The organism is Streptomyces sp. NBC_00829 (assembly GCF_045161795.1).
GTDB lineage: Bacteria > Actinomycetota > Actinomycetes > Streptomycetales > Streptomycetaceae > Streptomyces.
Window position 1 is genome coordinate 6,735,675 of the sequence record NZ_CP108867.1, and the last position, 22,886, is coordinate 6,758,560.

Consider the following 22,886-nt stretch of genomic DNA (forward strand, 5'->3'; position numbering starts at 1 on the left):
CCCGCCGCGCCTGGGGGACCGGAGTGGGCGCGGGACCGTAACGGAATGCGTAACCCCCAGTAACCGATCCCCGCGCAGCCGTTGGCACCGCACCCAGGAGAAGGCAGTATCACCCTGTGGCTGATCTCATCACTGTCGAGGACCCCGACGACCCGCGCCTGCGCGACTACACCGGCCTGACCGATGTCGAACTGCGGCGCAAGCGCGAGCCCGCGGAAGGTCTGTTCATCGCCGAGGGCGAGAAGGTCATCCGGCGGGCCAAGGACGCCGGTTACGAGATGCGGTCGATGCTGCTCTCCGCCAAGTGGGTCGATGTCATGCGGGACGTCATCGACGAGCTCCCGGCCCCCGTGTACGCGGTGAGCCCCGAGCTCGCCGAGCGGGTGACGGGCTACCACGTGCACCGGGGCGCGCTCGCCTCCATGCAGCGCAAGCCCCTCCCGACGGCCGACGAACTGCTGCTGACGACCCGCCGGGTGGTCGTCATGGAGTCGGTCAACGACCACACCAACATCGGCGCCATCTTCCGCAGCGCCGCCGCCCTCGGCATGGACGCCGTGCTGCTCTCGCCGGACTGCGCCGACCCGCTCTACCGGCGTTCCGTGAAGGTCTCCATGGGCGCGGTCTTCTCCGTCCCCTACGCACGGCTCGAATCCTGGCCGAGGGGGCTGGAGTCCGTCCGGGAGGCGGGGTTCAAGCTGCTCGCGCTCACACCCGACGAGAAGGCGTCCGCGATCGACGAGGCGGCACCGCATCGGCTGGAGCGCGTCGCCCTGATGCTCGGCGCGGAGGGCGACGGGCTCTCGACGCAGGCACTGGTCGCCGCCGACGAGTGGGTGCGCATCCCGATGGCGCACGGGGTGGACTCGCTCAATGTGGGCGCTGCCGCCGCGGTGGCCTTCTACGCGGTGGCCACCGGACGCCCGGAGGCCTGAGCCCGCCGGTCCGGGAGCGTGGGTCCGGAGGTCTCAGTCCGCCGGTCCGGAATCCTGGGCCCGCAGGTCCCTGGACCTGGGCCCGGCGCCGTTACAGCTGCTGGGCCGCCGCGATCCCCAGCGCCACGATGAGCGTCACCACGACGAAGACGATGATGCGCTGGCGCAGCAGCCGCGGGTTGGCCGGCCGCCGCCCGGCCGAGGTCGGGCGGCCTCCGGGCCTGGTGCCCTGGCGGCCGTTCGTACGGGATCCGGTGCGCGACGGCTGTGGCCGCGTACCGCCGGTCCGCGGCGGCTGTGGACGCGACGAGGACGTCCCGCCCGTACGCCGCTCCATCCGCTCCGTCCGCTCCGGGTACCGCGAGGTCGCCCGCTCCTGCTCGATCCGCTCGCGCTGGGCCGGCGGACGGCCCTCGGGCAGACCCTGGGCCTCCCTGGCCGCGATCTCCTTGAGCCGCATCGACAGCTGCAGCGTGCTCGGGCGCTCCTCGGGATCCTTCGCCAGACAGGCCCGTACGAGCGGAGCGAGCGCGTCCGGAACCCCGTGGAGATGAGCCTCCTCGTGCACCACCCGGTAGAGCATGACCTCCGAACTGCCGTGCCCGAAAGGCGAGTCGGCCGTCGCCGCGTACGCCAGCGTGGCGCCGAGCGCGAAGACGTCCGTCGCGGGGGTCACCGCGGCGCCGCGCACCTGCTCCGGCGCCAGGAAGCCGGGGGAGCCCACCGCGGTGCCGACGTGGGTGAGCGTGCTCGCGCCGGTCGCCCAGGCGATGCCGAAGTCGATGATCCGGGGGCCCTTGGGCGACAGCAGGATGTTCGACGGCTTGAGGTCCCGGTGCACGACTCCGGCCTCGTGGACGGCGACGAGGCCCTCCGAGAGCGCGGCGCCGATCGCGGCCACCTCGGCGGCGGTCAGGGTGCCGTCCTCGGCCACCTTGTCGTGCAGGGAGGGCCCGGGGACGTACTGGGTGGCGAACCACGGACGGTCGGCCTCCAGGTCGGCGGCCACCAGCCGTGCCGTGCATCCGCCGCGGATCCGCCGAGCTGCGGACACCTCGCGCGCGAACCGTGATCTGAACTCCTGATCCTCAGCCAGATCCGGCCGGATCACTTTCAGCGCGACACGCTGGCCGCGGCGGTCCGAGCCCAGGTAGACGACGCCCATGCCACCCGCGCCGAGCCTTCGGTGCAGTCTGAACGAGCCGACGACACGCGGATCCTCGCGCCGGAGCCGCATCATCGCCATGTCCATCCCCGCTGCCCGGTCGTCCGTTTGACGTGGCACAGCTTACGTACCCCCGCCCCGGTGTGCTCATAGGCCGCGCCCTCGCGGCCCGATCGATTGTCAGTGCCGGGTGGGAGAATTGAAGAGTGGTCAGGGGAGGGCGAAGCGCTCTCCGCGGACCCGTGCGAGATCTCAACGGTCCGTCGCAGAAGGGGGATTGGATCAGTGAAGGGTGACCGCGTGGAGATAGTCGTGGACGCGGGGGACACGACCCGGACCTACGAAGTAGTGGCAAGCAGGGCGGGGCGCAGGGTCGAGTCGGCCGTGCGCAGGGGGGTGGTGGAAGTGAGCGAAGTCACCCGCAGCGGTTCGGTGGTGCGGACGGCCCGCTTCATGGCCACGAGGGTGCTGGCTCTGGTCGAACAGCCGGTACCACGCGAGGACTCCTCGGAGCGTCCCCTCCGGGAAGACCCCAAGGCGTAGCGCCCCGTCTCCACCCAGGGGAGTACGCCGCCCGGGCGTGGCTCATCCTCCGGGAGGCCCGGCAATCGGTACGAGGGCATGACGCCCGGGGCCCGGCGGATCCCTAATGTTGAAGTCAAGCGGCGGGTGCAGCACTCGTCCCCCGAGGTCAGACACCCGCCGCTGCCGCATACGAACAGGAGAGGGACCATGGCCGACACGGCATCGCGGACGATGATCCGCACGCAGGGACGCAAGGCATTCGCCGCGTTCGGCGGCCGCCCGTCGGGGCGTCGCCACCCGCTGGTCGCGACCGCCATGGTGCTCCCTCTCGCAGCCCTGCTCGTGGTCGCCTTCGGCGGCTGGGACGCAGTGGTCACACAAGCGTCGTCCGTGGGCGTGATGCTGGGGCGCTGAGCGGCGCCCCGGGCCCGGAAGAGCGGTCCGGGTCGGGGACATCGGGCCAACAACCCCGTGGGGACGGGGGTGCGGCGGACGGCAGCGTTTGGCCGGTCAGCTGGGGAGCTGACCGGCCATCGCGCTGTCTGCGCCCGGTGGCCGACGGGTCCCACCCTTGCGATTGGCCTCCACGGCTGGAAGTGGCCGACGGGTCCACCACCGGCGTGCGTGCGCTCTCGCCGTACGGGCTCGAGCCGAGTATCCGCCCACCGCCCGGCGCGGCCCCACTGCGGTGAACGACCGGCTCGCCCGCGCCACCGCGCAACCGCCCCGTACCCGCGAAGCCGACGCGTCCCGGATGGCCACGACGCCTCGGTGACCGGCGGCCTGCCCACGGTTCCGGGAGGGGGCGATGTTGCGGGGACCCACCGCCGCGTAGGCTCCCGCCAGGCCACCCGTACCAGCCCGAGGAAGACCGTGACCGCAGACGTCGTACGCGCGCTCGCCGCCGTCGCGCGCGACGCCGCGCACCTGGTGGTGCCCGGGCAGGTGTGCCGGGCCTGCGGGCGCGACGAGGCCGTGCTCGCCGAGCGGGACGACGGCGCCGTCGTACGCCACGGGGACGCCGTCGCCAAGGCACATGCCCCCGGCACCGACCACGACGGACACCGCGCCCGTCTCGCCGTCGCGTCCCATCCCCGCCTCTCGGGCATCCTTCTCGCCCCGGTCCCTCTCCCCGCCCCGGCCGCCTCCGTCGACGGCCGCCCCCTCACCGCCTGGCCGTACGGCACCCCCGTGGACCCCACGGACCCCGACGCCGCCCCCTGGGAGGAGGCCGCGGTCCTTCTGGCGCGGCTGCACCGCGTGGAGACGCATGGGCTGCCCCGCCCCCTCCCGCTCATGCGCGGACCCGCCAAGGCTGCCCTGGCCATGGCACGGATGGGCACGACCGCCGGGGCCCACCCCGCGGCCACCACCGTCCGGCTGGCCTGGGAGCGGCTCCCCGCCTGGGCCCGCGGCGAGGCACCCTCCCCCCGCGGCGGCACGCTCTGCCACGGCGACGTCCACCTCGGCCAGCTTGTGCGGCATCCCGCGTCCACCGGCCCCTGGCTGCTGATCGACGTCGACGACCTCGGTCTCGGCGACCCCGCCTGGGACCTGGCCCGCCCCGCCGCCTGGTACGCCGCCGGTCTGTTGTCCCCGGAGATCTGGGAGCGTTTCCTCGGCGCCTACCGCGCGGCCCAGGGCCCCGCGGTCGCCGGCGACGGCGATCCCTGGCCCCAACTCGACATCCCGGCGCGCGCCTTGACCGTCCAGACCGCCGCTCTCGCCCTCGCGAAATCCGGAGCAGAACACCGCAATACGGATGAAGTCGAACAGATCATGATCGACACCTGCGCCCGAATTGCCGCCCTCCCGCCCGAGTTGGAGTTCGAGGCCTCGTCGTAGGCTGAACTCCTCGTCACCGGGCATGCATCCCGGCGACGCCGACCGACGGCGAGGAGCTGAGCAGATCATGCAGTGTCCCAAGTGCCACGCAGCGATGCACACGTACAACCGCAATGGCGTCCAGATCGAGCAGTGCAGCGGTTGCCGGGGGATATTCCTCGACTACGGCGAGCTGGAGTCCCTCACCCGTCTCGAATCGCAGTGGACCCAGCAGGCGCCGCCGGCCCCGCAGGCGTACCCTGCCGCGCCTGCGCCCGCCTGGGGCGCCCCGCACCACGGCGGTCACCACGGCGGTCACCACGGCCACAAGGGCTTCGGCCGGATGCTCTTCTCCTCCTGAGCGGACTCCGGAAGGTCGCGGACCGGCTCCGGCTGTCCCTGAGCCGGTCCGCGACGGGCGCTGGGGGCCCGGATTCCCCGTCCCCCTGGCCCGCACCGCACGCCGTCGAGCCCCCCGCCGCCGAGCGGCAGCGCGCCCGGCAACGACAGAACCCCCGGCCGTCGATACGGCCGGGGGTTCTGGCTGGTGCGCGATACTGGGATTGAACCAGTGACCTCTTCCGTGTCAGGGAAGCGCTCTCCCGCTGAGCTAATCGCGCGGGACGATGCTGCAGGCTACTGCATGTGTGCGTGGTACGGCGTGCGCGATACTGGGATTGAACCAGTGACCTCTTCCGTGTCAGGGAAGCGCTCTCCCGCTGAGCTAATCGCGCGGAAGATCCTTGCGGATCCAGTGGACGATACTGGGATTGAACCAGTGACCTCTTCCGTGTCAGGGAAGCGCTCTCCCGCTGAGCTAATCGTCCTTGGAGGTGGAGACGGGATTTGAACCCGTGTAGACGGCTTTGCAGGCCGTTGCCTCGCCTCTCGGCCACTCCACCCGGAGTGCAGGGGTTCGGTAAGGATCCCCCATCGAGCGGACGACGAGATTCGAACTCGCGACCCTCACCTTGGCAAGGTGATGCTCTACCAACTGAGCCACGTCCGCTTGTCGGTACCGGCCCGCTTGCGCGTCCCGGCGACGTGTTGAACTCTAGCGGATTCCTGGGCCAGTACAAAAACGCGTTTCCGCAGCGTGCTGAGGTGTGTACGGGCCACAGCGGCTCATCGGCGCGCGCCATAGACTCACAGACGTGCACGACCTCGCTCCTCTGGCCCGCTTCGGGCGCCTCCTCGCCTCGGACCTCCGGGACGTCACCAGCGACCCGGAAGCACTGGACTCCACCGGTTTCTGGGCCGTCGCCGCGGACTTCGAGGGCCGTCTGACCTGCGCCCGCTTCGGCGAGGTGCGCACCGAGCCGGTGCCCGAGCCTGTGCCCGGACGTTGGAGGGGACCGGCAGCCGGTGACTGGACGTCCTCGCTGGGGAGGGACGAGTACACCGCCGGTGTGCGCCGTATCCGTGAGCACATAGCGGCGGGCGAGGTCTACCAGGCGAACCTCTGCCGCATTCTCTCCGCCCCGCTGCCCGACCCGGCCGCCGCCGACGTCGACGCGCTGACCGCGCTGCTGGCGCGCGGCAACCCCGCCCCGTACGCAGGAACGATCCGGCTGCCCGGACAGGGCGTGGAGATCGCCACCGCCTCGCCCGAGCTCTATCTGCGGCGCACCGGGACCACCGTCGAGTCCGGGCCGATCAAGGGCACCGGCCGCACGCCCGAGGACCTGCTGGAGAAGGACTGGGCCGAGAACGTGATGATCGTGGACCTGGTCCGCAACGACCTGGGCCGGGTCTGCGCCACCGGCACGGTGACCGTCCCCGCGCTCTGCGCCGTGGAGGCCCACCCCGGTCTGGTGCACCTTGTCTCCACCGTCCGCGGCGAGCTGGGGCCCAAGGCGGGCTGGAAAGAGCTTCTCGGGGCCACCTTCCCGCCCGGTTCGGTGACCGGGGCGCCCAAGTCCAGTGCGCTGAGGATCATCGCCGCGCTGGAGACCGTGCCCCGCGGGCCCTACTGCGGAGGCATCGGCTGGGTCGACGCGGACCGGGGCACCGGCGAGCTCGCCGTCGGGATACGTACCTTCTGGATCGACCGCTCACAGGCGGGGGGGCCGCTTCTCCGGTTCGGCACGGGCGCCGGGATCACCTGGGGTTCGGACCCGGACCGGGAGTGGGACGAGACCGAGCTGAAGGCGTCCCGGCTGCTCGCGGTAGCGTCGGGCGCGTACGAGGCGAGCGGAAGGACCGGTTAGATGAAGCTCTGGGTCAATGGCGCACTCACGGATGCCGAGAACGCCCGGGTGTCCGTGTTCGATCACGGACTGACCGTGGGCGACGGCATCTTCGAGACAGTCAAGGCGGTGCACGGGCAGCCCTTCGCCCTCACCAGGCACCTCGACCGGCTGACCCGCTCGGCCCTCGGCCTCGGCCTGCCCGCACCGGACCTCGACGAGGTACGGCGTGCCTGTGCGGCGGTCCTGGAAGCCAATCCGATGGAGCTCGGCCGGCTGCGCATCACCTATACCGGCGGCGTCTCCCCGCTGGGCTCCGACCGGGGCACCGCGGGACCGACCCTGGTCGTGGCGCTCGGCGAGAGCAGGCGCCGCGCGGACACCACCGCCGTGATCACCGTGCCCTGGACCCGCAACGAACGAGGGGCTCTGGCGGGGCTCAAGACGACGTCGTACGGCGAGAACGTCGTCGCCCTGGCGCGGGCGAGCGAGCAGGGCGCGACCGAGGCGCTGTTCGCCAACACGGTCGGGCAGCTCTGCGAAGGCACCGGCTCGAACGTCTTCGTGGTCCTCGACGGCGAGCTGTACACCCCGCCGCTCTCCTCCGGCTGTCTCGCGGGCATCACCCGAGCGCTCACGGTCGAGTGGACGGGGGCGACGGAGGCCGACCTTCCGTTGGACGCTCTGGAGCGGGCCGAGGAGGTCTTTCTTACGTCGACCCTGCGAGACGTCCAGGCCGTCCGGCGGGTCGACGGGCGCGTGTTCACGGACGCCCCGGGGGCGGTCACCGCCAAGGCCATGCAGATCTTCGAGGAGCGGGCGGCGGCGGACCGGGATCCGAAGGCTCCGTAAAACCCCGTGACGGGAGGCCGCGGGGCAGGTAGAACACCCCTGATGACCACCACCCTGCGGCCGACCGGGCCGCTTCAGCGCGAGTCGGACGGCGGCCAGTCGCGCCGCTACGAGGTATGCGTGAACAGCCGCCCCGTCGGCCGGGCCGAGATCGCCACGTCCCCCGCCTTCGGCGCCACCGTCGGCACCATCCGTTCGCTGGAGATCGACGAGGCGGACAGGCGCCGGGGCCGAGGGACCGTGGCCGCGCTCGCCGCCGAGGAGGCGCTGCGCGGCTGGGGCTGCAAGCAGGTCCATGTGTCCGTTCCCCCACAGGCCCGTGCGGCCGCCCGGCTGGTGACGGCACTCGGCTACACCGAGCGCGGCCGGAACATGCTCAAGGACCTGCCGGACACACCACCCGCCCTGCCGGACGGTGTCGAAGGACGCCCGCTGAGCGAGGCGGAGTTCCCGCAGTGGCTCGCCGAGGCCATCGAGAGCTATGCGCAGAACTGGATCGAGCGAGGGGTCCCGCCCGAGGAGGCGCGCGCCAAGTCGGAGGCTGACCACCGCACGAGCCTGCCCCAGGGCCTGGCCACCCCCGAGGTGTGGATCAATGTGCTGGTGCACGAGGGCACGGTCGTCGGCCGTCTCCATGTGGGCCGACGCGAGATGCACCCCGGGGAGGAGGTGGCGTACGTCTATGACGTCGCCGTCGACCAGGGGCAGCGCGGCCGGGGCCACGGGCGGTCCTTGATGCTGCTGGCCGAACGCGTCGCGCTGGACGCCGGGGACCGCCGGATCGGACTGCATGTCTTCGCGGGCAACACCCCGGCCCTCAGGCTCTATGAGTCGCTCGGCTATGTGACGACGGCCGTCAACTCCTTCAAGCAGCTCCTCTAGGAGATCCCGGAGTCCGGTCCGGCGTCGGTCAGGAGCCTGGTCCGGCGCCGGCGAGGAGCCGGTCGGCGATCTCCTCGATACGGGCCAGCAGGCCCTCTTGGCTCTGGCCACCGTCGAGCCGCTCGCCGCCGATGACATACGTCGGAGTGCCGCTCACTCCGATCGCCTTGCCCTCGGCCTGGTCGGCGTCCACGATCAGGATGTGCCGTCCGTCGATGAGGGCGGTGTCGAACTCTTCGGCGTCCAGGCCCAGTTCACCCGCGACCTCGATCAGGAACGGCTCGCCCTTCGCGCCCAGTTCCTCGGTGCGCGCCAGCACGGCCTCGGTGTACGGCCAGCCCTTGCCCTGCTCGGCCGCCTCCTCCGCGGCCTGGGCGGCGGCGAAGGCGTGCTTGTGTTTGTCGAGGGGGAAGTGCCGCAGCCGCAGCTCCAGGTTGTCGCCGTAGCGCTTGCGCAGGGCCCGCAGGTCGTCCAGGGCGCTGCGGCAGTCGGGGCACTGGAGCTCGCACCAGACGTCGAGGACGACGGGGCGGGCGGTGGTGGAGTCGCTCATGGGCCCAGTCTCCCAGCCTTCGCCCGTGTGGATCGACCGGGACCTGGGGAGGATGCCGTCCCGGAGATCTCCCTGAGGTCGTACGGGACCGTGGCCCGTTTCCCGCCGGACGGTGCACGATGGAAGGGACGAACCACCCGGATGTGCCCGCCGAAGCCTGGAGGACCGGATGCTTGCCGAGACCATTTGTTCCGCGGTGTCCGCGGCGGGCCTGGGCATCGCCGCCGTTACGGCGTACCGCAAGCGATTCCTCGCCGCGACGCGCATCGTCGCCTATTCCCTGATCCCGATCGGCCTCGTGCTCACGGGCGCGGTCGAATGGGCCGTCGACACGGCCTTCAGCCCCTCGGCATGGCTGGGCTTCGGCCTGCTGGGCGGTGCATGGCTGCTCTTCATGACCACCCGGGCCATCGAGCGGCGCGGGGGCGGCACCCGTAAGGAACGCAAGGCCGCCGCCCGGGCGGAGCAGGGCGCAGTGGTCGCCCCCGCGGCGTCGGCGCCGTCCCTCGGGCAGGCCGGCCGTCCGGCGGCCCCGGCCGCCACGAAACCGAAGGCCCCAGGTGCGGGCGAGGACTTCAGCGACATCGAAGCGATTCTCAAAAAGCACGGCATCTGACACGGGCCGACGGCATCCGGTCCCGACCGGAACGGAAACACGGGAATTGATGAACTCCCGCGATCGCGGGGCGTGTTGGTCGATCATCGCGGCCCGCGCTGCGTCATCATCACCCCGAGATGCTCGATACCTCCCGGGGCCAGCCCCCCGCACCGACCGAAGAGCCGCGTGGCTGCCTCTTCGCCCTCTCCCAGCCGCCCCTGATGATCTTCCTCGCGGTGATCGGATTCCTGCTGCTGATGGCAGCCGTGCACGATCTCTTTCTGCTGTGAGACTCAGCCGGCCGCTTCCCTGCGGCGCGCGCGGTACGCGGCGACATGCAGGCGGTTGCCGCAGGTGCGGCTGTCGCAGTAGCGGCGCGAGCGATTGCGGGAAAGATCGACGAACGCGCGCCCGCAGTCCGGCGCCTCACAACGCCGCAGCCGCTCCTGCTCGCCCGCGACGACGATGAAGGCCAGTGCCATCCCGCAGTCGGCGGCGAGATGGTCGGCCACCGACGCGCCCGGCGCGAAGTAGTGCACGTGCCAGTCGTAGTTGTCGTGGTTGGTGAGCTGGGGTGTGGTTCCGGCGGCCGCGACCAGCTCATTGACCAGATCGGCGGCCGTACGGCTGTCGGGCGCAGCGAAGATCTGGGCGAACTGTGTCCGTACGCTCTGCACCGCCTTGAGGTCCCGCTGTCCCAGCTCCCCCACGCCGCTGACGTCGTGATTCCGTACGAAGTCGTACAGCGACGCGACGTCCGCGAGTGCGTCGTCGTGTCCGCTTTCCGGCGTGGTGTTCACCAGGTCGACGACGGTGTCGAGCGCGATGCGGGTGTCGTGAGGGATCAGCACGATTTGCTCCCTGGCCTGCTGCGGGCCGGTGCCCGCCGAATTGCGCTGACTCTAGCGGTTCGTGCCGAAGACGCACCGGCGCCGTCGCCACGGTGGAGTCCGCGGTGACGGCGCCGGTGTCTGCCGTATGTGGTTGTCCGCGCGGCGCCGTCGCCCCGAGTCGGACGGCGCCGTGCAGCTCTCCGCCTGGCTCAGCTCTCCGCCAGGATGTGCGAGAGTTCCGTGTCGAGATCGAAGTGACGATGCTCGGTGCCAGGTGGCACAGCGGCGTCGGTCCGCTTCAGGAACGACTCCAGGGCCCGCGCCGGGGCCTCGAGCAGTGCTTCGCCCTCCGGGGAGCTCAGAGCGATGCAGACGACGCCCTGGCCGTGGCTGCGGGACGGCCAGACTCTGACGTCGCCGGTGCCGGTGGGCCGGTGCAGACCCTCGGCGAGAAGGTCGCGGGCGAAGACCCACTCGACCGTCTCCTCGGCTCCGGTATGGAAGGTGGCGTGCACGGCATAGGGATCGGCCGTGTCATACCGCAGGCCCGCGGGTACAGGCAGTGAAGACTCGCTCGATACAACGAGGCGCAGGTGCAGCTCGCAGCTGACCGTGGTGTTCATAAGCGCCAGGGCCTTTCGCTCAGTGTGCGCTCGGGGATTCGCACGTCGGCGAAATCGACATGCCACCTACGGTGCCGTTGTAAACCCCTCTGACCGTTTTGTGATCCTTCATGTCGCTCATACGGCCGTGCGTCACTTTGTGTTATAGGGCCATTCCGGTGACCGGCGTCGATCCGGTAGGTTTGGCTACATGAATGCGGAGAGTGACGAGCGGGATGAGGTCGTCGCAGCGGCGACCCAGAACACCGCGACGGGGGACGTGACGGGTGCGACGGAGCCTTCGCTGGGCTCGCGGGCGCCCCACTTCATCAAGCGTTCCAGGACGCTGCATGTGAGCTGGCAGGTCGGGGTCTTCCTCGTCGGCCTCGCTGTCGTCGGCGCGGGCATCGTGATGCTCCCGTTGCCCGGCCCCGGCTGGCTGGTGATCTTCGGCGGCATGGCGATCTGGGCGACGGAGTTCGTCTGGGCGCAGCTCGTGCTGCGCTGGACCAAGCGCAAGGTGACCGAGGCGGCACAGAAGGCACTCGATCCCAAGGTGCGCCGACGGAACATCATCCTCACCACGATCGGCCTGGTGATCATCGCCGTACTGGTCGGAATCTACGTCTGGAAGTTCGGCATAGTGATGCCCTGGAAGATCCACGAGTGACCCGGAAAATGGTCAGGGGGCCCCGCTGACATGGGGTAATGTTTGCGTTGCGCCCGGGCGATTAGCTCAGTGGGAGAGCGCTTCGTTCACACCGAAGAGGTCACTGGTTCGAACCCAGTATCGCCCACCCGGACCGATGGCCCCAAAGACTCCACGTCTTCGGGGCCATCGTCGTTCCCCGGGCTCAGTGCATCCGGCCCAGGGTGTCCCGCAGCCTGCGTGCGTCGCGCAGCCGCTGCTCGTAGGTCGCGCCGACGGCGAGCAGCAGCAGCCCGGCCAGAGCGGGAGGCAGCCAGCGGGGGAGCGAGCCGACGACCTGCACGACGTACGGCGCGAGCTCGTGCAGCGCGTCGAGCGACAGGACCGCGCCGCCGAGCACCAGCAGCGCCTGCAGACGCAGCCGGGCGCCCGCCAGGGTGGCCGCCAGAGCCGCGAGGCCGAGCAGCAGTGGGCGCAGCCACAGGTCGTCGCCCCAGGCCGCGAAGAGGCTCGGCAGCAGGGTCGCGGCCAGGCCGGGGCCGTACGCCGTCCAGGACGAGGCCTCCGGGTCGCGACGACGGCGCAGTACGCCGACGACGAGCGCGGGGACGGTCACGGGCAGCGTGTACGCCTCGGGGGTGCTGACGTCCGAGGCGTACAGCCGTACCCAGGTGGCGAGCACGAACAGCACCGCCGCGAGAAGGCCGGCGGCCGGGCGGCGCTCGGCCCGCACCGCGGTGCCCGCGGCGATCACCGCACAGAGGGCGAGCACCAGGGCGAGGGTGGGCCTGTCCCCGGTGGCGAGGCCGATCGCGAGCAGAGCCGTGCCCGCACCCGTGAGCTCCGTCGGGAGGGCGACAGGGTGCCGGCCGAGCCGCGCGGCGACGAGCGCGACAGTGGCGGGGACGACGAGCAGGGCGAGCGCAGCCCGGTGGGGCGGCAGCTCGGCGGCTGCCGCGACGGCGGCCACGAGCGCGGTGGCGAACACGGTCGCCGCGCAGGCGAGGACGGCGGGGACCGCCCGTCCGGCGCGGGACGCGAGCGCGGTCGCGGTCAGGGCGGCGGTCAGGACGCCGAGAACGGTGAAGGTCGCAGGACGGGTGGCCAGGGAGAGCAGCGAGACGCTCACGGCGCCCGCGAGGGCGCAGACGAGGGCGACCACCGCGCCGCCCGGTGCGTACCGGGCGAACCGTGCGGGCCGCACGGTGAACCCGAGCACGGCGAGGGTCAGCAGGAGATGGAGCGCAACGGCGGGGGTGCGACCGAGATCCAGCGCGGGCGGCACGACGAACAGCCCTGCCCAGGCAACGGCCGGCATGCTCCCGGCGATGCCGGCACGCAGGCCGCGGCCCGAGGCCGCGGACGGGTTCGCGCCGAGGAGAGAATCCGGGCCGGGCGCGGCGGCGGGTCCCGGCGTGTGCGAGCCCGTTGCCGGGGACGACGGCCACCAGCGCGAAGCCGCCGCCAGCGTCGCCGCCGTGATCAGCAGGATCAGCGGGGAGGCCGACAGCGCCGCGGCGGGCACCGGGCCGCCCAGGGCGTCCCGGGAGCCTCCCGCAGTCCCCGGCCAGATGTGGTCGAGGGTCGTCAGCGGACCCGCGAGGGTGAGCGCGAGCAGCGGGAGCGCCGAGACCGCCGCGAGGGCGTGGACCGCCCCCGCCGCCACGGCCAGGCCGGGCCGCAGGCGCTGCGGTGCGACCGTCGGCACCAGCCCCAGCAGGGCGACCGCGCACAGCAGGTATCCCAGCACCGACCATCCCTCGGGCACCGACGCCCGTGCCACGCCACCGAGCGCGGCGATCGTCGCAAGACCGGCCACGACGGCGCAGGGGGTGGCGGCCGACGGGGACCGCCAGGCCGCGAGGAGCGCCACACCCGCCGCGGCGACCAGCAGCAGAGCAGGGGCGCTCGCGTCGAGCGCAGTGTCGGCGGTCACCGACTGCGCGCCGCCGATCAGCAGCGCCCACCCGCCCGTGACACCGGCACCGGCCGCGGCGAACCCGCGCAGTACCGGCCTCGCCCACAGCGCGGCGACGACATCGAGGACGGCGGTCGCCAGCAGGGCCCACTCCAGCGGCGGCGTACCCGCGCCCGCCGTCAGCGCCCAGAGCGGAAGCGGGAGTTGCGCGGTCAGCAGAGCCACCGGCAGCGGAATCCGCAGCCGCACCACCGACAGTCCGTACGCCGACCAGAGCGCGGCCAGCGTGGCCGATGCGACGGCCGCGTAGCCCAGTCCGTCCGTGTCCGCGAGCGCCACCCGGTGCAGGGCATAGGCGTCGAGCACCATCAGCACCAGGCCGAGCCCGGCCACCGCCTCCGCCGTCGAGGCGAGCCCGCGGCGCAGCAGAGCGACGGGGGCGGCGAGCGCCGCGAGTGTGACCGCGCCGAGTACCAAGGAGCGCCCACCGATGCCGAGGTGACCCCAGCTGACCAGTGTGAACGCGATAGCCGCGATGGTCAGCAGAATCCCGCCCAGGGTGAGCAGCAGATTCTGTACGCTGCGCGGCGCCGCGTCCGGGGGAGCCGCGGCGAGGGGTCGCGGCAGGGGCGGTATCGGCGCGCTCGGCGCGACGGGCTGCCCGATCACGGTGAGCAGCCAGGCTCTGCGGGCCAGCAACTGTGCCTTGCGAGCGTCCAGTCGGATCAGCTCGCGGTCGAGGATCGCCAGTTCCTCGGCGGGTGGCGGAACGTTCTCCATGGGTCGGAGTGTGGCCGCCGCCACACTGTCCGGCATGGGTCGGGGTACTCAGATCGCGTGTGAGTACGCCTCCACCAGCACAGACTTGGCACATGGACTGGTGCCGGTACCGCTTCCGCAGCGTGTGGGATCTGACGGCCGGGCCGGCCGCCGTGTACGAGGTCCTGGAACGGGTCGAGGAGTACCCCCGATGGTGGCCGCAGGTCCGCGAGGTGATCCCGGTCGACGAGCTGACCGGGACCGCGCGCCTGCGCTCCTTCCTCCCGTACGACCTGCGTGTCACGGCCCACGCACACCGGCGCGACCCGGCGCAGGGGGTGCTCGAAGTCGGCATGGAGGGGGACCTGAAGGGCTGGGCGCGCTGGACGCTGACCGCGCTCGGCCCCGGCACCCGGGCGCTGTACGAGCAGGAAGTCGAGGTGTGCAAGCCGCTGATGAGGCGGCTGGCGGTGCCGTGCCGCCCGGTGTTCCGCGCCAACCACGCGGCGATGATGCGCGGCGGTCGGCGCGGACTGTCCGCCCACCTCGCCGGGGTTTGATGGAAACCCGCACGGGCCTGTATGGTTCAGTGCGTTCCCGGGCGATTAGCTCAGTGGGAGAGCGCTTCGTTCACACCGAAGAGGTCACTGGTTCGAACCCAGTATCGCCCACCGGGAGAGGCCGGTCCGTCAGTCGACGGACCGGCCTCACTGCGTTCAAGGCGCCATCGCGCCAGCGGCTCCCTTGCGTTCACGGTGTCACCGCAGGCCGCTGTCGAGCGCGGCGAGCAGGGCTCCGCCCGGTGTGTCGCCGGACATCTCCCAGATCATGCCGCCGAGGAGCCCCTTGGCGTCCCGGTAGACGTCGTATGCGGCGAGCCGGGTGTTGTCGGTGGCTGCGTTCCAGGCGAGGGCGACCGTGCTGGACGTCACCGCGGTCGCCGGCCGGGCCGGCCGCGGCGCTCCCCGCCGCAGCCGCCACGCTCACCGGCTGACGGTCGGCCGCCCGGCCGGGTGGCACCCCGAGCGGGGCGCCACCCGGACTCAGGCCGCGGCCGGAAGGCCCGTACGCAGGGGCCAGTGCGGGTCCACCTCTTCGGGCGTACCGCTGCGGGCGAACCACGCCTGCAGACCGCGCGCCTGCGCCGCGTGCCACACCGCCTGAAGGGTGTGCAGCTCGGACGGTGCCAGCCGTTCCATGCGCGAGGCGAATCGGCGGCCGACCGCCCGGGTGACCTCCAGCGCCGCCAGCGCGTCCGCGCCCGCGTCATGGGCCCCGTCCAGCACCACCTCGTAGTGCGCACACAGATCGGTGAGGGTGCGGCGCCCCTTGCGGTAGCGGTCCAGATGCTTGTCCAGCACCCGCGGGTCCAGCACGCACAGCGGGACGTTCTCCAGATAGCGGCCCAGCGACGAGGCGCGGTGCCGCCGCAGTTCGCGGTCGAGGATGGTCAGATCGAAGGGGGCGTTCATGACGACGAGCGGACGCGACGCGGCGCACTGCTCCGCCAGCGCCCGCGCTATCTCCTCCATCACCGGCGCCGGCCAGCGGCCGTTGCGCTGAAGGTGGTCGTCGGTGAGTCCGTGCACCTCGGTGGCGCCCGGCGGCACGGGCACTCCCGGGTTGACCAGCCAGCGGGTGACGCGTGGCCGCCCGCCTTCCATCTCCTGGACGACGACCGCGGCCGAAACGATGCGGTCCTCCTCGACGTTCACTCCGGTTGTCTCGGTGTCAAATGCGGCCAGGGGGCCGTCATACCAGCGCGTCATCCCCGAACTCCTCGCACGTGCCTGGCAGATGGCGATGGCCCCTGCCCGAATCGGTGATACCCGGGCTGTTTGCGCCGTACGCAGGGCGGTGACAACACAGATGACGGGGAGTGCAGATGACGTCCCGTCGAGGGGTCATCGATCGGCACAGCCCGGAAGGCACGAAGAGCCATGGCGCTCGCGCAGCCTGAGCCTGGGGGTACCTCCCAGACCGAAGGCCGAGGGGGAGGGCTGCTGCCCCAGCGGACCGTACCGCTGCGCGGCGCACTCGCCACCAGCGCCTGCATGGAGACACTCCAGGTGGGCTATCTCCATGCGGTTGCCGCGGCGGCCGGCTGCTCGCTGTCGCAGCCGTTTCCGGACAACGGCATCGACTGGCATGTCAGCCACAGCTCGGCCGGTCACACCGTCGACGACGAGGTGACCATCAAGGTGCAGCTGAAGTGCACGTACCAGATCCCGCCGCACCCACCGGGCCCGGCCTTCTCCTTCACCCTCGACAACGACCATCTGGTGAAGCTGGCCCGCACCCCGGTGTCCGTGCACAAGATCCTCGTCGTGATGCTCGTCCCCCGGACCCAGGGCGAGTGGCTGCGTGCCAGCCACGACCGGCTCGATCTGCGGCACTGCTGCTACTGGACCAACCTGGCCGGCCACCCGGTGACCGGCAGGCGCAGGACCACCGTGCGGATCCCGACCTCACGGATCTTCGACGACCGTGCGCTCTGCGAGATCATGAGCCGGGTCGGGGCGGGAGGGAGACCCTGATGCAGCGGCCTTTCGACGAGTCGGTACGCCCCCATCCGACGGCCGACATACCCGGCGCCTGGTACGGCGGCGGTGAACCGGACCCTGCGCTGGTCGACCCCGTCGTCCTCGGCGCGCTGCTCGGCCGGCACGGCTGGCGGCGGCGCGGGGGAGCGGCGGGGCGCTATGCCCGCTGGACGCCGCCGGAGCATGCCGCCGGGGGTACGAGTCTGCTGGTCCCGGAGAGCCGGTCGTTCCCGGACTGCGAGGACCTGCTGAGCGAGGCGCTGACGGCGCTGGCGCGCAGTGCGGCGCCCTCGGCCCGCGAGGTGCTCGTCGGGCTGACCGTGCCCAGTGACGAGATCCGGTGGTGGCGCGATGTGCCGCCGGGACCGTCGGGCGCCGCCTCCTGGACGGCGCAGGAGCAACTGCGCGGGGCCGCCCGGCAGATGCTGATGGCGGCGGCTCTCGCGGCGCGCGAACGCGCCGGGTACTACGGCGCGCGGCACCGCAGGCAGGCCCAGGCATCGCTGGAGGGGGTCCTGGTCGGACCCGCTCCCGGCGGTCGCACTCTCACCGCCTTCGTGCCCGTGCGCAGCGGGCGGGCGGTCGTGGTCACGCTGTATCACGCCGTGCAGGCTGCCAGGGAGGCTGCCGACTACCAGCGGGCGACGGGCGGGATGGAGGCGTTCGACGCGGCCGTGCAGGCGGGCGTCAGCCGGGAGCTCACCGAGGCGGTCATCGCGCTGGTGCGCGGCTCGGAGGGGGCCCGGATAGCGCTGGAGTGGTCGCCCGCGGCGGGAGTGCCTCAGGGCTGCGCGCCGAGGAACGAACCGGTGGAGTTCTCGCCCGGTGACCTGCCGGCGCTGCGCGAGGCGGGCGCCCGCTACCTCCAGGACGAGCCGTCGCTGCCCGTGCGGATCACCGGCACGGTGGTCCGGATGCGCCGCTCGGGCCCCCGGGGCGCGGGGACGGTGCGGCTGCGGGTGCTGGCGGGCGCGGAGGTGCCGCATGTCAGAGTCGCGCTGGACGAGGAGTCGTACCGCACGGCGGGCCACGCGCACCTGGTGGGGCTGCCGATCAGGGTCGTGGGGCGGCTGGAGAGCCGCGGCGGGTTCCGGCGGCTGACGGACGCGTCGAGTGTGGTGCCGGTGCAGGTGGACGAGGCGGAGAGGGACCGGCTGATGAAGTCGCTCCAGGAGAATCCGGACTTCCTTGAGGAGAGCTGCCAGGAGGACTGACCGGCCCCCGCGCCCCGGTGCTCCTCCACCGCGGTCCGGGGCTCCCGATCGCCGAGGGTCTTCTGCGGCCGGGCAGGGCCGGGCGTCCGGCCGCCGGCCGACCCAAACCGTTTCGCGGCGGACCCCACCGGCTCGGTACGATTCATAGCGCGCCCACGACGAATGCGGCGCACCCCTTACCGTCAGGAGAGACCGGTGTCAGACGTCCGTGTGATCATCCAACGCGATTCCGAGCGGGAAGAGCGCGTGGTGACGACGGGCACTACGGCAGCCGAGCTCTTCGCCGGCGAGCGTACCGTCGTCGCCGCCCGCGTCGCCGGTGAGCTGAGGGACCTCGCGTACGAGATCAAGGACGGCGAGGAGGTCGAACCCGTCCAGATCTCGTCCGAGGACGGCCTGAACATCCTGCGCCACTCCACCGCGCACGTCTTGGCGCAGGCCGTGCAGGAGCTCTTCCCCGAGGCCAAGCTCGGCATCGGCCCCCCGGTCAAGGACGGTTTCTACTACGACTTCGACGTCGAGAAGCCCTTCCACCCCGATGACCTCAAGGCCATCGAGAAGAAGATGCAGGAGATCCAGAAGCGCGGCCAGCGCTTCTCGCGGCGGGTCGTGACCGACGAGGCCGCCCGTGAGGAGCTCGCCCACGAGCCGTACAAGCTGGAGCTGATCGGGCTCAAGGGCTCGGCCTCCAGCGACGACGGAGCGGACGTCGAGGTCGGCGCCGGTGAGCTGACCATCTACGACAACCTCGACGCCAAGACCGGCGAGCTGTGCTGGAAGGACCTCTGCCGCGGTCCGCACCTGCCCACCACCCGCACCATCCCGGCGTTCAAGCTGATGCGCAACGCCGCCGCGTACTGGCGCGGCAGCGAGAAGAACCCGATGCTGCAGCGCATCTACGGCACCGCCTGGCCCTCCAAGGAAGAGCTCAAGGCCCACCTGGAGTTCCTCGCCGAGGCCGAGAAGCGCGACCACCGCAAGCTGGGCAACGAGCTGGACCTGTTCTCCATCCCGGACCAGATCGGTTCCGGTCTCGCGGTCTTCCACCCCAAGGGCGGCGTCGTCCGCCGGGTCATGGAGGACTACTCCCGCAAGCGGCACGAGGAGGAGGGGTACGAGTTCGTCTACACCCCCCACGCGACCAAGGGGAAGCTCTTCGAGACCTCGGGCCACCTGGACTGGTACGCCGACGGCATGTACCCGCCCATGCAGCTCGACGAGGGCGCGGACTACTACCTCAAGCCCATGAACTGCCCGATGCACAACTTGATCTTCGACGCGCGCGGGCGTTCGTACCGTGAACTGCCGCTGCGTATGTTCGAGTTCGGGACCGTGTACCGGTACGAGAAGTCGGGCGTCGTGCACGGCCTGACCCGGGCCCGCGGCTTCACCCAGGACGACGCGCACATCTACTGCACCAGGGAGCAGATGGCGGACGAGCTCGACTCGACGCTGACCTTTGTGCTGAACCTGCTGCGCGACTACGGCCTCACCGACTTCTTTCTGGAGCTGTCCACCAAGGACCCGGAGAAGTTCGTCGGCTCCGACGAGGTGTGGGAGGAGGCCACCGAGACACTGCGCAAGGTCGCGGAGAAGCAGGGTCTCCCGCTGGTCCCCGACCCGGGTGGTGCCGCGTTCTACGGGCCGAAGATCTCCGTGCAGGCCAAGGACGCCATCGGCCGCACCTGGCAGATGTCGACCGTCCAGCTCGACTTCAACCTGCCGGAGCGCTTCGACCTGGAGTACACCGGTCCTGACGGCACCAAGCAGCGCCCGGTCATGATCCACCGTGCGCTCTTCGGGTCGATCGAGCGGTTCTTCGCGGTGCTCCTGGAGCACTACGCGGGCGCGTTCCCGGCCTGGCTCGCGCCGGTCCAGGCGCTCGGCATCCCGATCGGCGACGCGCACATCCCCTACCTCCAGGAGTTCGCCGCCAAGGCGAAGGCCAAGGGGCTGCGGGTCGAGGTGGACGCCTCTTCCGACCGGATGCAGAAGAAGATCCGCAACGCACAGAAGCAGAAGGTGCCCTTCATGGTCATCGCGGGCGACGAGGACATGGCCGCCGGCGCGGTCTCCTTCCGCTACCGCGACGGCTCGCAGGAGAACGGCATCCCGGTCGACGAGGCCATCGCGAAGATCGCGAAGGTCGTCGAGGAGCGGGTGCAGCTCTAGACGAGGCCCTGGCAGGGGAGCGGGTCCGGCTCCTGCCGGAAGCGGGACGGCGGCGGCGACACGGTCAGGGGCCCGGGGGGAACGATCATTCCCCCGGGGCCCCTTCCGCAGGTCCGCCGACGGTCGCGGGGACGGGCCCCGAGGGCACGTCCCGTAAGGGTGAAGTCATATGCTGCACAGCATGACGCTTGAGCCGGAGCAGCAGATCGGAGTGGGGACGCAGGACGCGTTCCAGCGCCTGTGGACGCCCCACCGCATGGCGTACATCCAGGGCGAGAACAAGCCGACCGGGCCGGGGGCCGAGGACGGCTGCCCCTTCTGCTCCATCCCCTCCATGTCGGACGAGGACGGGCTGGTCATCGCCCGCGGCTCGCGTGTCTACGCGGTGCTCAACCTCTACCCGTACAACGGCGGGCACCTGATGGTGGTGCCGTTCCGCCATGTCGCCGACTACACCGAGCTGGACGACGCGGAGAGCGCCGAGCTGGCCGTGTTCACCAAGCGGGCGATGACCGCGCTGCGCAAGGCGTCCGGCGCGCACGGCTTCAACATCGGCATGAACCAGGGGACCGTCGCAGGGGCCGGAATCGCCGCGCATCTGCACCAGCACGTCGTGCCGCGGTGGGGCGGGGACACCAACTTCATGCCGGTCGTCGGCCACACGAAGGTGCTGCCCCAGCTCCTCGCGGACACCCGCAAGATGCTGGCGGAGGCCTGGCCCGCATAACGCGGGCCAGGGCCGGCCGAGAGCCGCGGGCCGCCGGCCGGGTCGCCGCCCGTGAACTCACGCGTCGTACAGATAGGCCGCGCCCACGCGTCGTACGGACCGGCGTCGTACGGACCTGCCGCCGCCCACGCGTCGTACCGCCCGGCCTGCCGCCTACGCGTCGTACAGATCGGCCTTCCGCGGCGCCGCGTCCTGGACCATTCCGCTCACGATCATGGAGCGGTTGCCGAAGCGCTCGGTGTCCACGCCGTTCTCCTCCAGCACCTTCATCGCCGCCGCGTGCGTCACACGCAGCACCGGAGTGGCCGCGCGCATCGCGTCGTCCGCCATGAACCGGTGCCGCCAGGGCTTCTCGGCCCAGGCGTGGCGCAGCCCGAAGGGCTCCGGGAGCACCAGCTTGCCGCCGAGATAGTCCAGCAGCGGCGGGTACCAGGTGAAGGGCGCGCGCACCGCGAGCCGTACCACCTCCGGGGTCTCCACCAGCGGAAGCGCCCGCTCGGTCGTCTCCCAGAAACGGATCGTCTTGCTCACCGTGACCGTCTTCGGCGCGGGCTTGGTGGTGAACAGAGAGTGCACAGGGCCCAGTGCATGCCCCGTCACCTCGATGCGCAGGGTCTCGTGCAGCACGGTGACCGTGATCATCATGGTGATCACCAACTGGCCGTCCCAGAGCGTGAACTGGACGCCCAGATAGTGGCGGTTGCCTCCGCCGAACTGCTGGTGATTGCAGATCCGCTGTATCTCGTGGCCCTTGACCTGGTAGGTCTCCACGTCCTGGCCCTCCGGCCTGGACACCGCGGCGGCGTTCTCACCGACCGGCGACACGATCCAGTGTTTGACCGACGGGGTCGGGAAGCCGCCGGAGTTCAGCGGGCCGCGCTCCAGCATCTTGAGCTTGTCGTGGACCGCCCGTATGACGTCCCAGCTGCGGAACTGGTTGATCTCCTTGCCCGGCTCCTTGGAGACCAGTTCCTCGGCCAGCTGCCAGCTGCCCCAGCGGGTGCCCATGCCCAGTATCCCCTTGGGGCCCGCGTAGAAGACGGAGTTCGACTGCTGCTCGGCGGTGAGCTTCTCCAGCCCCTGGCGCAGTTGCTCGCGTGCCGTCTCGTTGGGGTGCCCCGGGACCGCCTCGGGCACCTTCGCGCCGATGCCGCCGCCCGAGAGCAGGGTGTCCCAGCTGGCGCGCATGTCCTTAGCGGTGGACTCGCAGATCCGCTTGGCCAGCAGCCAGCCGACGACCGGGGCGACGATCATGCCGCGGATGTAGTACGCCCACAAGCCGCCGAACGGCAGCCGGACCACGAGGATCACGGCCAGTACGCCGACGGCGGCGAGCAGCAGCGTGCCGATCGCCCCGGCGCGCTTGTCGGCCGCGCCGGCGATCGTCCGGCGGAGCTGGAAGACGCCCATCCAGAGAAACAGCCCCGGCAGGAAGAGCAGCCCGAAGACCGCCATCACGGCGGTGAGCTTCTTGTCCCGCTCCTTGCGGATGCGGGTGGCGGCCAGACAGTGCTCGACCACCGACTGGGGCTCGGTGCCGAAGGACTGGATGAGCGCCGCCCGCGCGCCGCCGAGCATCCGCACCTGCACGGCCCGCGAGAACGCCTCGCCCAGATTCGGCTCGAACAGCGAGATCTTGCCGGGCTTCACCTCCGACTTGTGCCACTCACTGTTGGCATTGAGCAGGTCCTTGACCGGGCTGTCGCGGTACGCGGCGGAGGCGAGCGCATGCGTCGCCGCCGTCTGTCCGGCCGAGCCCAGGAGCGGGACCTGTGCCCCGGGAGTGAAATCGAAACCGTCGTTCGCCACTACCGCCCCCATCGCCGCAAGCTTCCGCACTGCGGCCTGTTCCCAACTACCGCGCCCCGCACACCTTCTGAGCTGGGGCACCACAGCGTATCGGGGGTGCGGTGCCCACGTCCTGCGAGAAGGAAATGCCGCCCGCC

General features: G+C 71.4%; 24 protein-coding genes and 7 tRNA genes. 18 read left to right on the forward strand and 13 right to left on the reverse strand.

What is annotated here, in order from left to right:
- Positions 1-116 precede the first annotated feature (116 nt).
- Positions 117-935 (forward strand): TrmH family RNA methyltransferase, encoded by an 819-nt coding sequence (locus tag OG293_RS30090; protein WP_406001924.1) that lies wholly within the window; start codon positions 117-119, stop codon positions 933-935.
- Between the two features lie 91 nt (positions 936-1,026).
- Here OG293_RS30090 and OG293_RS30095 read toward each other — a convergent pair whose 3' ends face one another.
- Positions 1,027-2,181, reverse strand: a complete 1,155-nt coding sequence (locus OG293_RS30095) for a serine/threonine-protein kinase (RefSeq protein ID WP_406003757.1) — start codon at positions 2,179-2,181, stop codon at positions 1,027-1,029.
- A gap of 204 nt (positions 2,182-2,385) precedes the next feature.
- On the opposite strand from OG293_RS30095, the gene OG293_RS30100 reads away from it, so the two are divergent.
- The 4 genes from OG293_RS30100 to OG293_RS30115 all read left to right on the forward strand — a co-directional run bounded on the left by OG293_RS30100 (position 2,386) and on the right by OG293_RS30115 (position 4,810).
- Entirely contained in the window at positions 2,386-2,643 is a 258-nt protein-coding gene (locus OG293_RS30100; protein ID WP_406001925.1) for a hypothetical protein, read from the forward strand.
- 189 nt (positions 2,644-2,832) lie between these two features.
- A complete protein-coding gene (locus OG293_RS30105; protein WP_355836245.1) occupies positions 2,833-3,039 on the forward strand; it encodes a hypothetical protein in 207 nt (68 codons plus the stop codon).
- 459 nt (positions 3,040-3,498) lie between these two features.
- Entirely contained in the window at positions 3,499-4,470 is a 972-nt protein-coding gene (locus tag OG293_RS30110; protein ID WP_406001926.1) for a phosphotransferase family protein, read from the forward strand.
- A 67-nt stretch (positions 4,471-4,537) separates the two neighbouring features.
- Entirely contained in the window at positions 4,538-4,810 is a 273-nt protein-coding gene (locus tag OG293_RS30115; protein ID WP_406001927.1) for a zf-TFIIB domain-containing protein, read from the forward strand.
- A gap of 184 nt (positions 4,811-4,994) precedes the next feature.
- Here the strand turns inward: OG293_RS30115 and OG293_RS30120 are convergent.
- The 5 genes from OG293_RS30120 to OG293_RS30140 all read right to left on the reverse strand — a co-directional run bounded on the left by OG293_RS30120 (position 4,995) and on the right by OG293_RS30140 (position 5,458).
- Positions 4,995-5,069: transfer RNA gene (locus OG293_RS30120), tRNA-Val, on the reverse strand.
- 42 nt (positions 5,070-5,111) lie between these two features.
- Positions 5,112-5,183 (reverse strand) — tRNA-Val (locus OG293_RS30125).
- A gap of 21 nt (positions 5,184-5,204) precedes the next feature.
- Positions 5,205-5,276 (reverse strand) — tRNA-Val (locus tag OG293_RS30130).
- 1 nt (position 5,277) lies between these two features.
- Positions 5,278-5,351, reverse strand: a tRNA-Cys gene (locus tag OG293_RS30135).
- A gap of 34 nt (positions 5,352-5,385) precedes the next feature.
- Positions 5,386-5,458, reverse strand: a tRNA-Gly gene (locus tag OG293_RS30140).
- 145 nt (positions 5,459-5,603) lie between these two features.
- Here OG293_RS30140 and OG293_RS30145 point away from each other — a divergent pair.
- From OG293_RS30145 to OG293_RS30155, 3 genes are read left to right on the forward strand one after another with little or no spacing between them, the layout of a single operon-like run.
- Positions 5,604-6,659: a chorismate-binding protein gene (locus OG293_RS30145; RefSeq protein ID WP_406001928.1), complete on the forward strand. Its 1,056-nt coding sequence runs from the start codon at positions 5,604-5,606 to the stop codon at positions 6,657-6,659.
- The gene (locus OG293_RS30150) at positions 6,660-7,490 is read left to right on the forward strand and encodes an aminotransferase class IV (RefSeq protein ID WP_406001929.1); all 831 of its coding nucleotides are present in this window, start codon (positions 6,660-6,662) and stop codon (positions 7,488-7,490) included. It begins immediately after the preceding gene.
- 42 nt (positions 7,491-7,532) lie between these two features.
- Positions 7,533-8,372 (forward strand): GNAT family N-acetyltransferase, encoded by an 840-nt coding sequence (locus OG293_RS30155; protein WP_406001930.1) that lies wholly within the window; start codon positions 7,533-7,535, stop codon positions 8,370-8,372.
- A 28-nt stretch (positions 8,373-8,400) separates the two neighbouring features.
- On the opposite strand, the gene OG293_RS30160 is transcribed toward OG293_RS30155, so the two are convergent.
- Positions 8,401-8,925, reverse strand: coding sequence for a DsbA family protein (locus OG293_RS30160; RefSeq protein WP_406001931.1), 525 nt, complete (start codon positions 8,923-8,925; stop codon positions 8,401-8,403).
- A 169-nt stretch (positions 8,926-9,094) separates the two neighbouring features.
- Between OG293_RS30160 and OG293_RS30165 the strand changes: the two genes are divergently transcribed.
- Positions 9,095-9,541, forward strand: a complete 447-nt coding sequence (locus OG293_RS30165; RefSeq protein ID WP_406001932.1) for a hypothetical protein — start codon at positions 9,095-9,097, stop codon at positions 9,539-9,541.
- 119 nt (positions 9,542-9,660) lie between these two features.
- The gene (locus OG293_RS30170; RefSeq protein WP_406001933.1) at positions 9,661-9,813 is read left to right on the forward strand and encodes a hypothetical protein; all 153 of its coding nucleotides are present in this window, start codon (positions 9,661-9,663) and stop codon (positions 9,811-9,813) included.
- Positions 9,814-9,816: 3 nt separating this feature from the next.
- On the opposite strand, the gene OG293_RS30175 is transcribed toward OG293_RS30170, so the two are convergent.
- On the reverse strand, positions 9,817-10,374 hold the full coding sequence (locus OG293_RS30175; protein WP_406001934.1) for a CGNR zinc finger domain-containing protein: 558 nt from the start codon (positions 10,372-10,374) through the stop codon (positions 9,817-9,819).
- 191 nt (positions 10,375-10,565) lie between these two features.
- On the reverse strand, positions 10,566-10,979 hold the full coding sequence (locus tag OG293_RS30180; protein WP_003959770.1) for an SsgA family sporulation/cell division regulator: 414 nt from the start codon (positions 10,977-10,979) through the stop codon (positions 10,566-10,568).
- 190 nt (positions 10,980-11,169) lie between these two features.
- On the opposite strand from OG293_RS30180, the gene OG293_RS30185 reads away from it, so the two are divergent.
- Both OG293_RS30185 and OG293_RS30190 read left to right on the forward strand, forming a co-directional pair.
- Complete coding sequence (locus OG293_RS30185; RefSeq protein ID WP_406001935.1) at positions 11,170-11,628, forward strand: TIGR02611 family protein; 459 nt, start codon at positions 11,170-11,172, stop codon at positions 11,626-11,628.
- A 55-nt stretch (positions 11,629-11,683) separates the two neighbouring features.
- Positions 11,684-11,755 (forward strand) — tRNA-Val (locus tag OG293_RS30190).
- Positions 11,756-11,812: 57 nt separating this feature from the next.
- Here the strand turns inward: OG293_RS30190 and OG293_RS30195 are convergent.
- Complete coding sequence (locus tag OG293_RS30195; protein ID WP_406001936.1) at positions 11,813-14,305, reverse strand: SCO7613 C-terminal domain-containing membrane protein; 2,493 nt, start codon at positions 14,303-14,305, stop codon at positions 11,813-11,815.
- A 92-nt stretch (positions 14,306-14,397) separates the two neighbouring features.
- On the opposite strand from OG293_RS30195, the gene OG293_RS30200 reads away from it, so the two are divergent.
- On the forward strand, positions 14,398-14,844 hold the full coding sequence (locus tag OG293_RS30200; RefSeq protein ID WP_406001937.1) for an SRPBCC family protein: 447 nt from the start codon (positions 14,398-14,400) through the stop codon (positions 14,842-14,844).
- Positions 14,845-14,883: 39 nt separating this feature from the next.
- A tRNA-Val gene (locus OG293_RS30205) sits at positions 14,884-14,955 on the forward strand.
- Between the two features lie 87 nt (positions 14,956-15,042).
- Here the strand turns inward: OG293_RS30205 and OG293_RS30210 are convergent.
- Positions 15,043-15,216 carry a hypothetical protein gene (locus OG293_RS30210; RefSeq protein WP_406001938.1) on the reverse strand — a complete coding sequence of 58 codons (174 nt, stop codon included), beginning with the start codon at positions 15,214-15,216 and terminating at the stop codon, positions 15,043-15,045.
- A 111-nt stretch (positions 15,217-15,327) separates the two neighbouring features.
- Positions 15,328-16,053, reverse strand: a complete 726-nt coding sequence (locus tag OG293_RS30215; protein ID WP_406001939.1) for a 3'-5' exonuclease — start codon at positions 16,051-16,053, stop codon at positions 15,328-15,330.
- Between the two features lie 171 nt (positions 16,054-16,224).
- On the opposite strand from OG293_RS30215, the gene OG293_RS30220 reads away from it, so the two are divergent.
- The 4 genes from OG293_RS30220 (at position 16,225) to OG293_RS30235 (ending at position 20,940) form a co-directional block, all read left to right on the forward strand.
- Complete coding sequence (locus tag OG293_RS30220; RefSeq protein ID WP_406001940.1) at positions 16,225-16,821, forward strand: DUF4365 domain-containing protein; 597 nt, start codon at positions 16,225-16,227, stop codon at positions 16,819-16,821.
- The gene (locus OG293_RS30225; RefSeq protein WP_406001941.1) at positions 16,821-18,041 is read left to right on the forward strand and encodes a hypothetical protein; all 1,221 of its coding nucleotides are present in this window, start codon (positions 16,821-16,823) and stop codon (positions 18,039-18,041) included. Before OG293_RS30220 ends, OG293_RS30225 begins: the two co-directional genes overlap by 1 nt.
- A 195-nt stretch (positions 18,042-18,236) precedes the next feature.
- On the forward strand, positions 18,237-20,213 hold the full coding sequence (gene thrS, locus OG293_RS30230) for a threonine--tRNA ligase (protein ID WP_406001942.1): 1,977 nt from the start codon (positions 18,237-18,239) through the stop codon (positions 20,211-20,213).
- A gap of 169 nt (positions 20,214-20,382) precedes the next feature.
- On the forward strand, positions 20,383-20,940 hold the full coding sequence (locus OG293_RS30235; protein WP_406001943.1) for an HIT family protein: 558 nt from the start codon (positions 20,383-20,385) through the stop codon (positions 20,938-20,940).
- Between the two features lie 153 nt (positions 20,941-21,093).
- On the opposite strand, the gene OG293_RS30240 is transcribed toward OG293_RS30235, so the two are convergent.
- The gene (locus OG293_RS30240) at positions 21,094-22,749 is read right to left on the reverse strand and encodes a hypothetical protein (RefSeq protein ID WP_406003758.1); all 1,656 of its coding nucleotides are present in this window, start codon (positions 22,747-22,749) and stop codon (positions 21,094-21,096) included.
- Between the last annotated feature and the right edge of the window lie 137 nt (positions 22,750-22,886).

What these genes read in the sequence shown, in the direction of transcription:
- OG293_RS30095 (WP_406003757.1), bottom strand. Translation starts at nt 2,181, where the DNA reads ATGGCGATGATGCGGCTCCGGCGCGAGGATCCGCGTGTCGTCGGCTCG.
- OG293_RS30105 (WP_355836245.1), top strand. Translation starts at nt 2,833, where the DNA reads ATGGCCGACACGGCATCGCGGACGATGATCCGCACGCAGGGACGCAAG.
- OG293_RS30115 (WP_406001927.1), top strand. Translation starts at nt 4,538, where the DNA reads ATGCAGTGTCCCAAGTGCCACGCAGCGATGCACACGTACAACCGCAAT.
- OG293_RS30150 (WP_406001929.1), top strand. Translation starts at nt 6,660, where the DNA reads ATGAAGCTCTGGGTCAATGGCGCACTCACGGATGCCGAGAACGCCCGG.
- OG293_RS30155 (WP_406001930.1), top strand. Translation starts at nt 7,533, where the DNA reads ATGACCACCACCCTGCGGCCGACCGGGCCGCTTCAGCGCGAGTCGGAC.
- OG293_RS30160 (WP_406001931.1), bottom strand. Translation starts at nt 8,925, where the DNA reads ATGAGCGACTCCACCACCGCCCGCCCCGTCGTCCTCGACGTCTGGTGC.
- OG293_RS30165 (WP_406001932.1), top strand. Translation starts at nt 9,095, where the DNA reads ATGCTTGCCGAGACCATTTGTTCCGCGGTGTCCGCGGCGGGCCTGGGC.
- OG293_RS30170 (WP_406001933.1), top strand. Translation starts at nt 9,661, where the DNA reads ATGCTCGATACCTCCCGGGGCCAGCCCCCCGCACCGACCGAAGAGCCG.
- OG293_RS30180 (WP_003959770.1), bottom strand. Translation starts at nt 10,979, where the DNA reads ATGAACACCACGGTCAGCTGCGAGCTGCACCTGCGCCTCGTTGTATCG.
- OG293_RS30185 (WP_406001935.1), top strand. Translation starts at nt 11,170, where the DNA reads ATGAATGCGGAGAGTGACGAGCGGGATGAGGTCGTCGCAGCGGCGACC.
- OG293_RS30195 (WP_406001936.1), bottom strand. Translation starts at nt 14,305, where the DNA reads ATGGAGAACGTTCCGCCACCCGCCGAGGAACTGGCGATCCTCGACCGC.
- OG293_RS30200 (WP_406001937.1), top strand. Translation starts at nt 14,398, where the DNA reads ATGGACTGGTGCCGGTACCGCTTCCGCAGCGTGTGGGATCTGACGGCC.
- OG293_RS30215 (WP_406001939.1), bottom strand. Translation starts at nt 16,053, where the DNA reads ATGACGCGCTGGTATGACGGCCCCCTGGCCGCATTTGACACCGAGACA.
- OG293_RS30220 (WP_406001940.1), top strand. Translation starts at nt 16,225, where the DNA reads ATGGCGCTCGCGCAGCCTGAGCCTGGGGGTACCTCCCAGACCGAAGGC.
- OG293_RS30225 (WP_406001941.1), top strand. Translation starts at nt 16,821, where the DNA reads ATGCAGCGGCCTTTCGACGAGTCGGTACGCCCCCATCCGACGGCCGAC.
- OG293_RS30235 (WP_406001943.1), top strand. Translation starts at nt 20,383, where the DNA reads ATGCTGCACAGCATGACGCTTGAGCCGGAGCAGCAGATCGGAGTGGGG.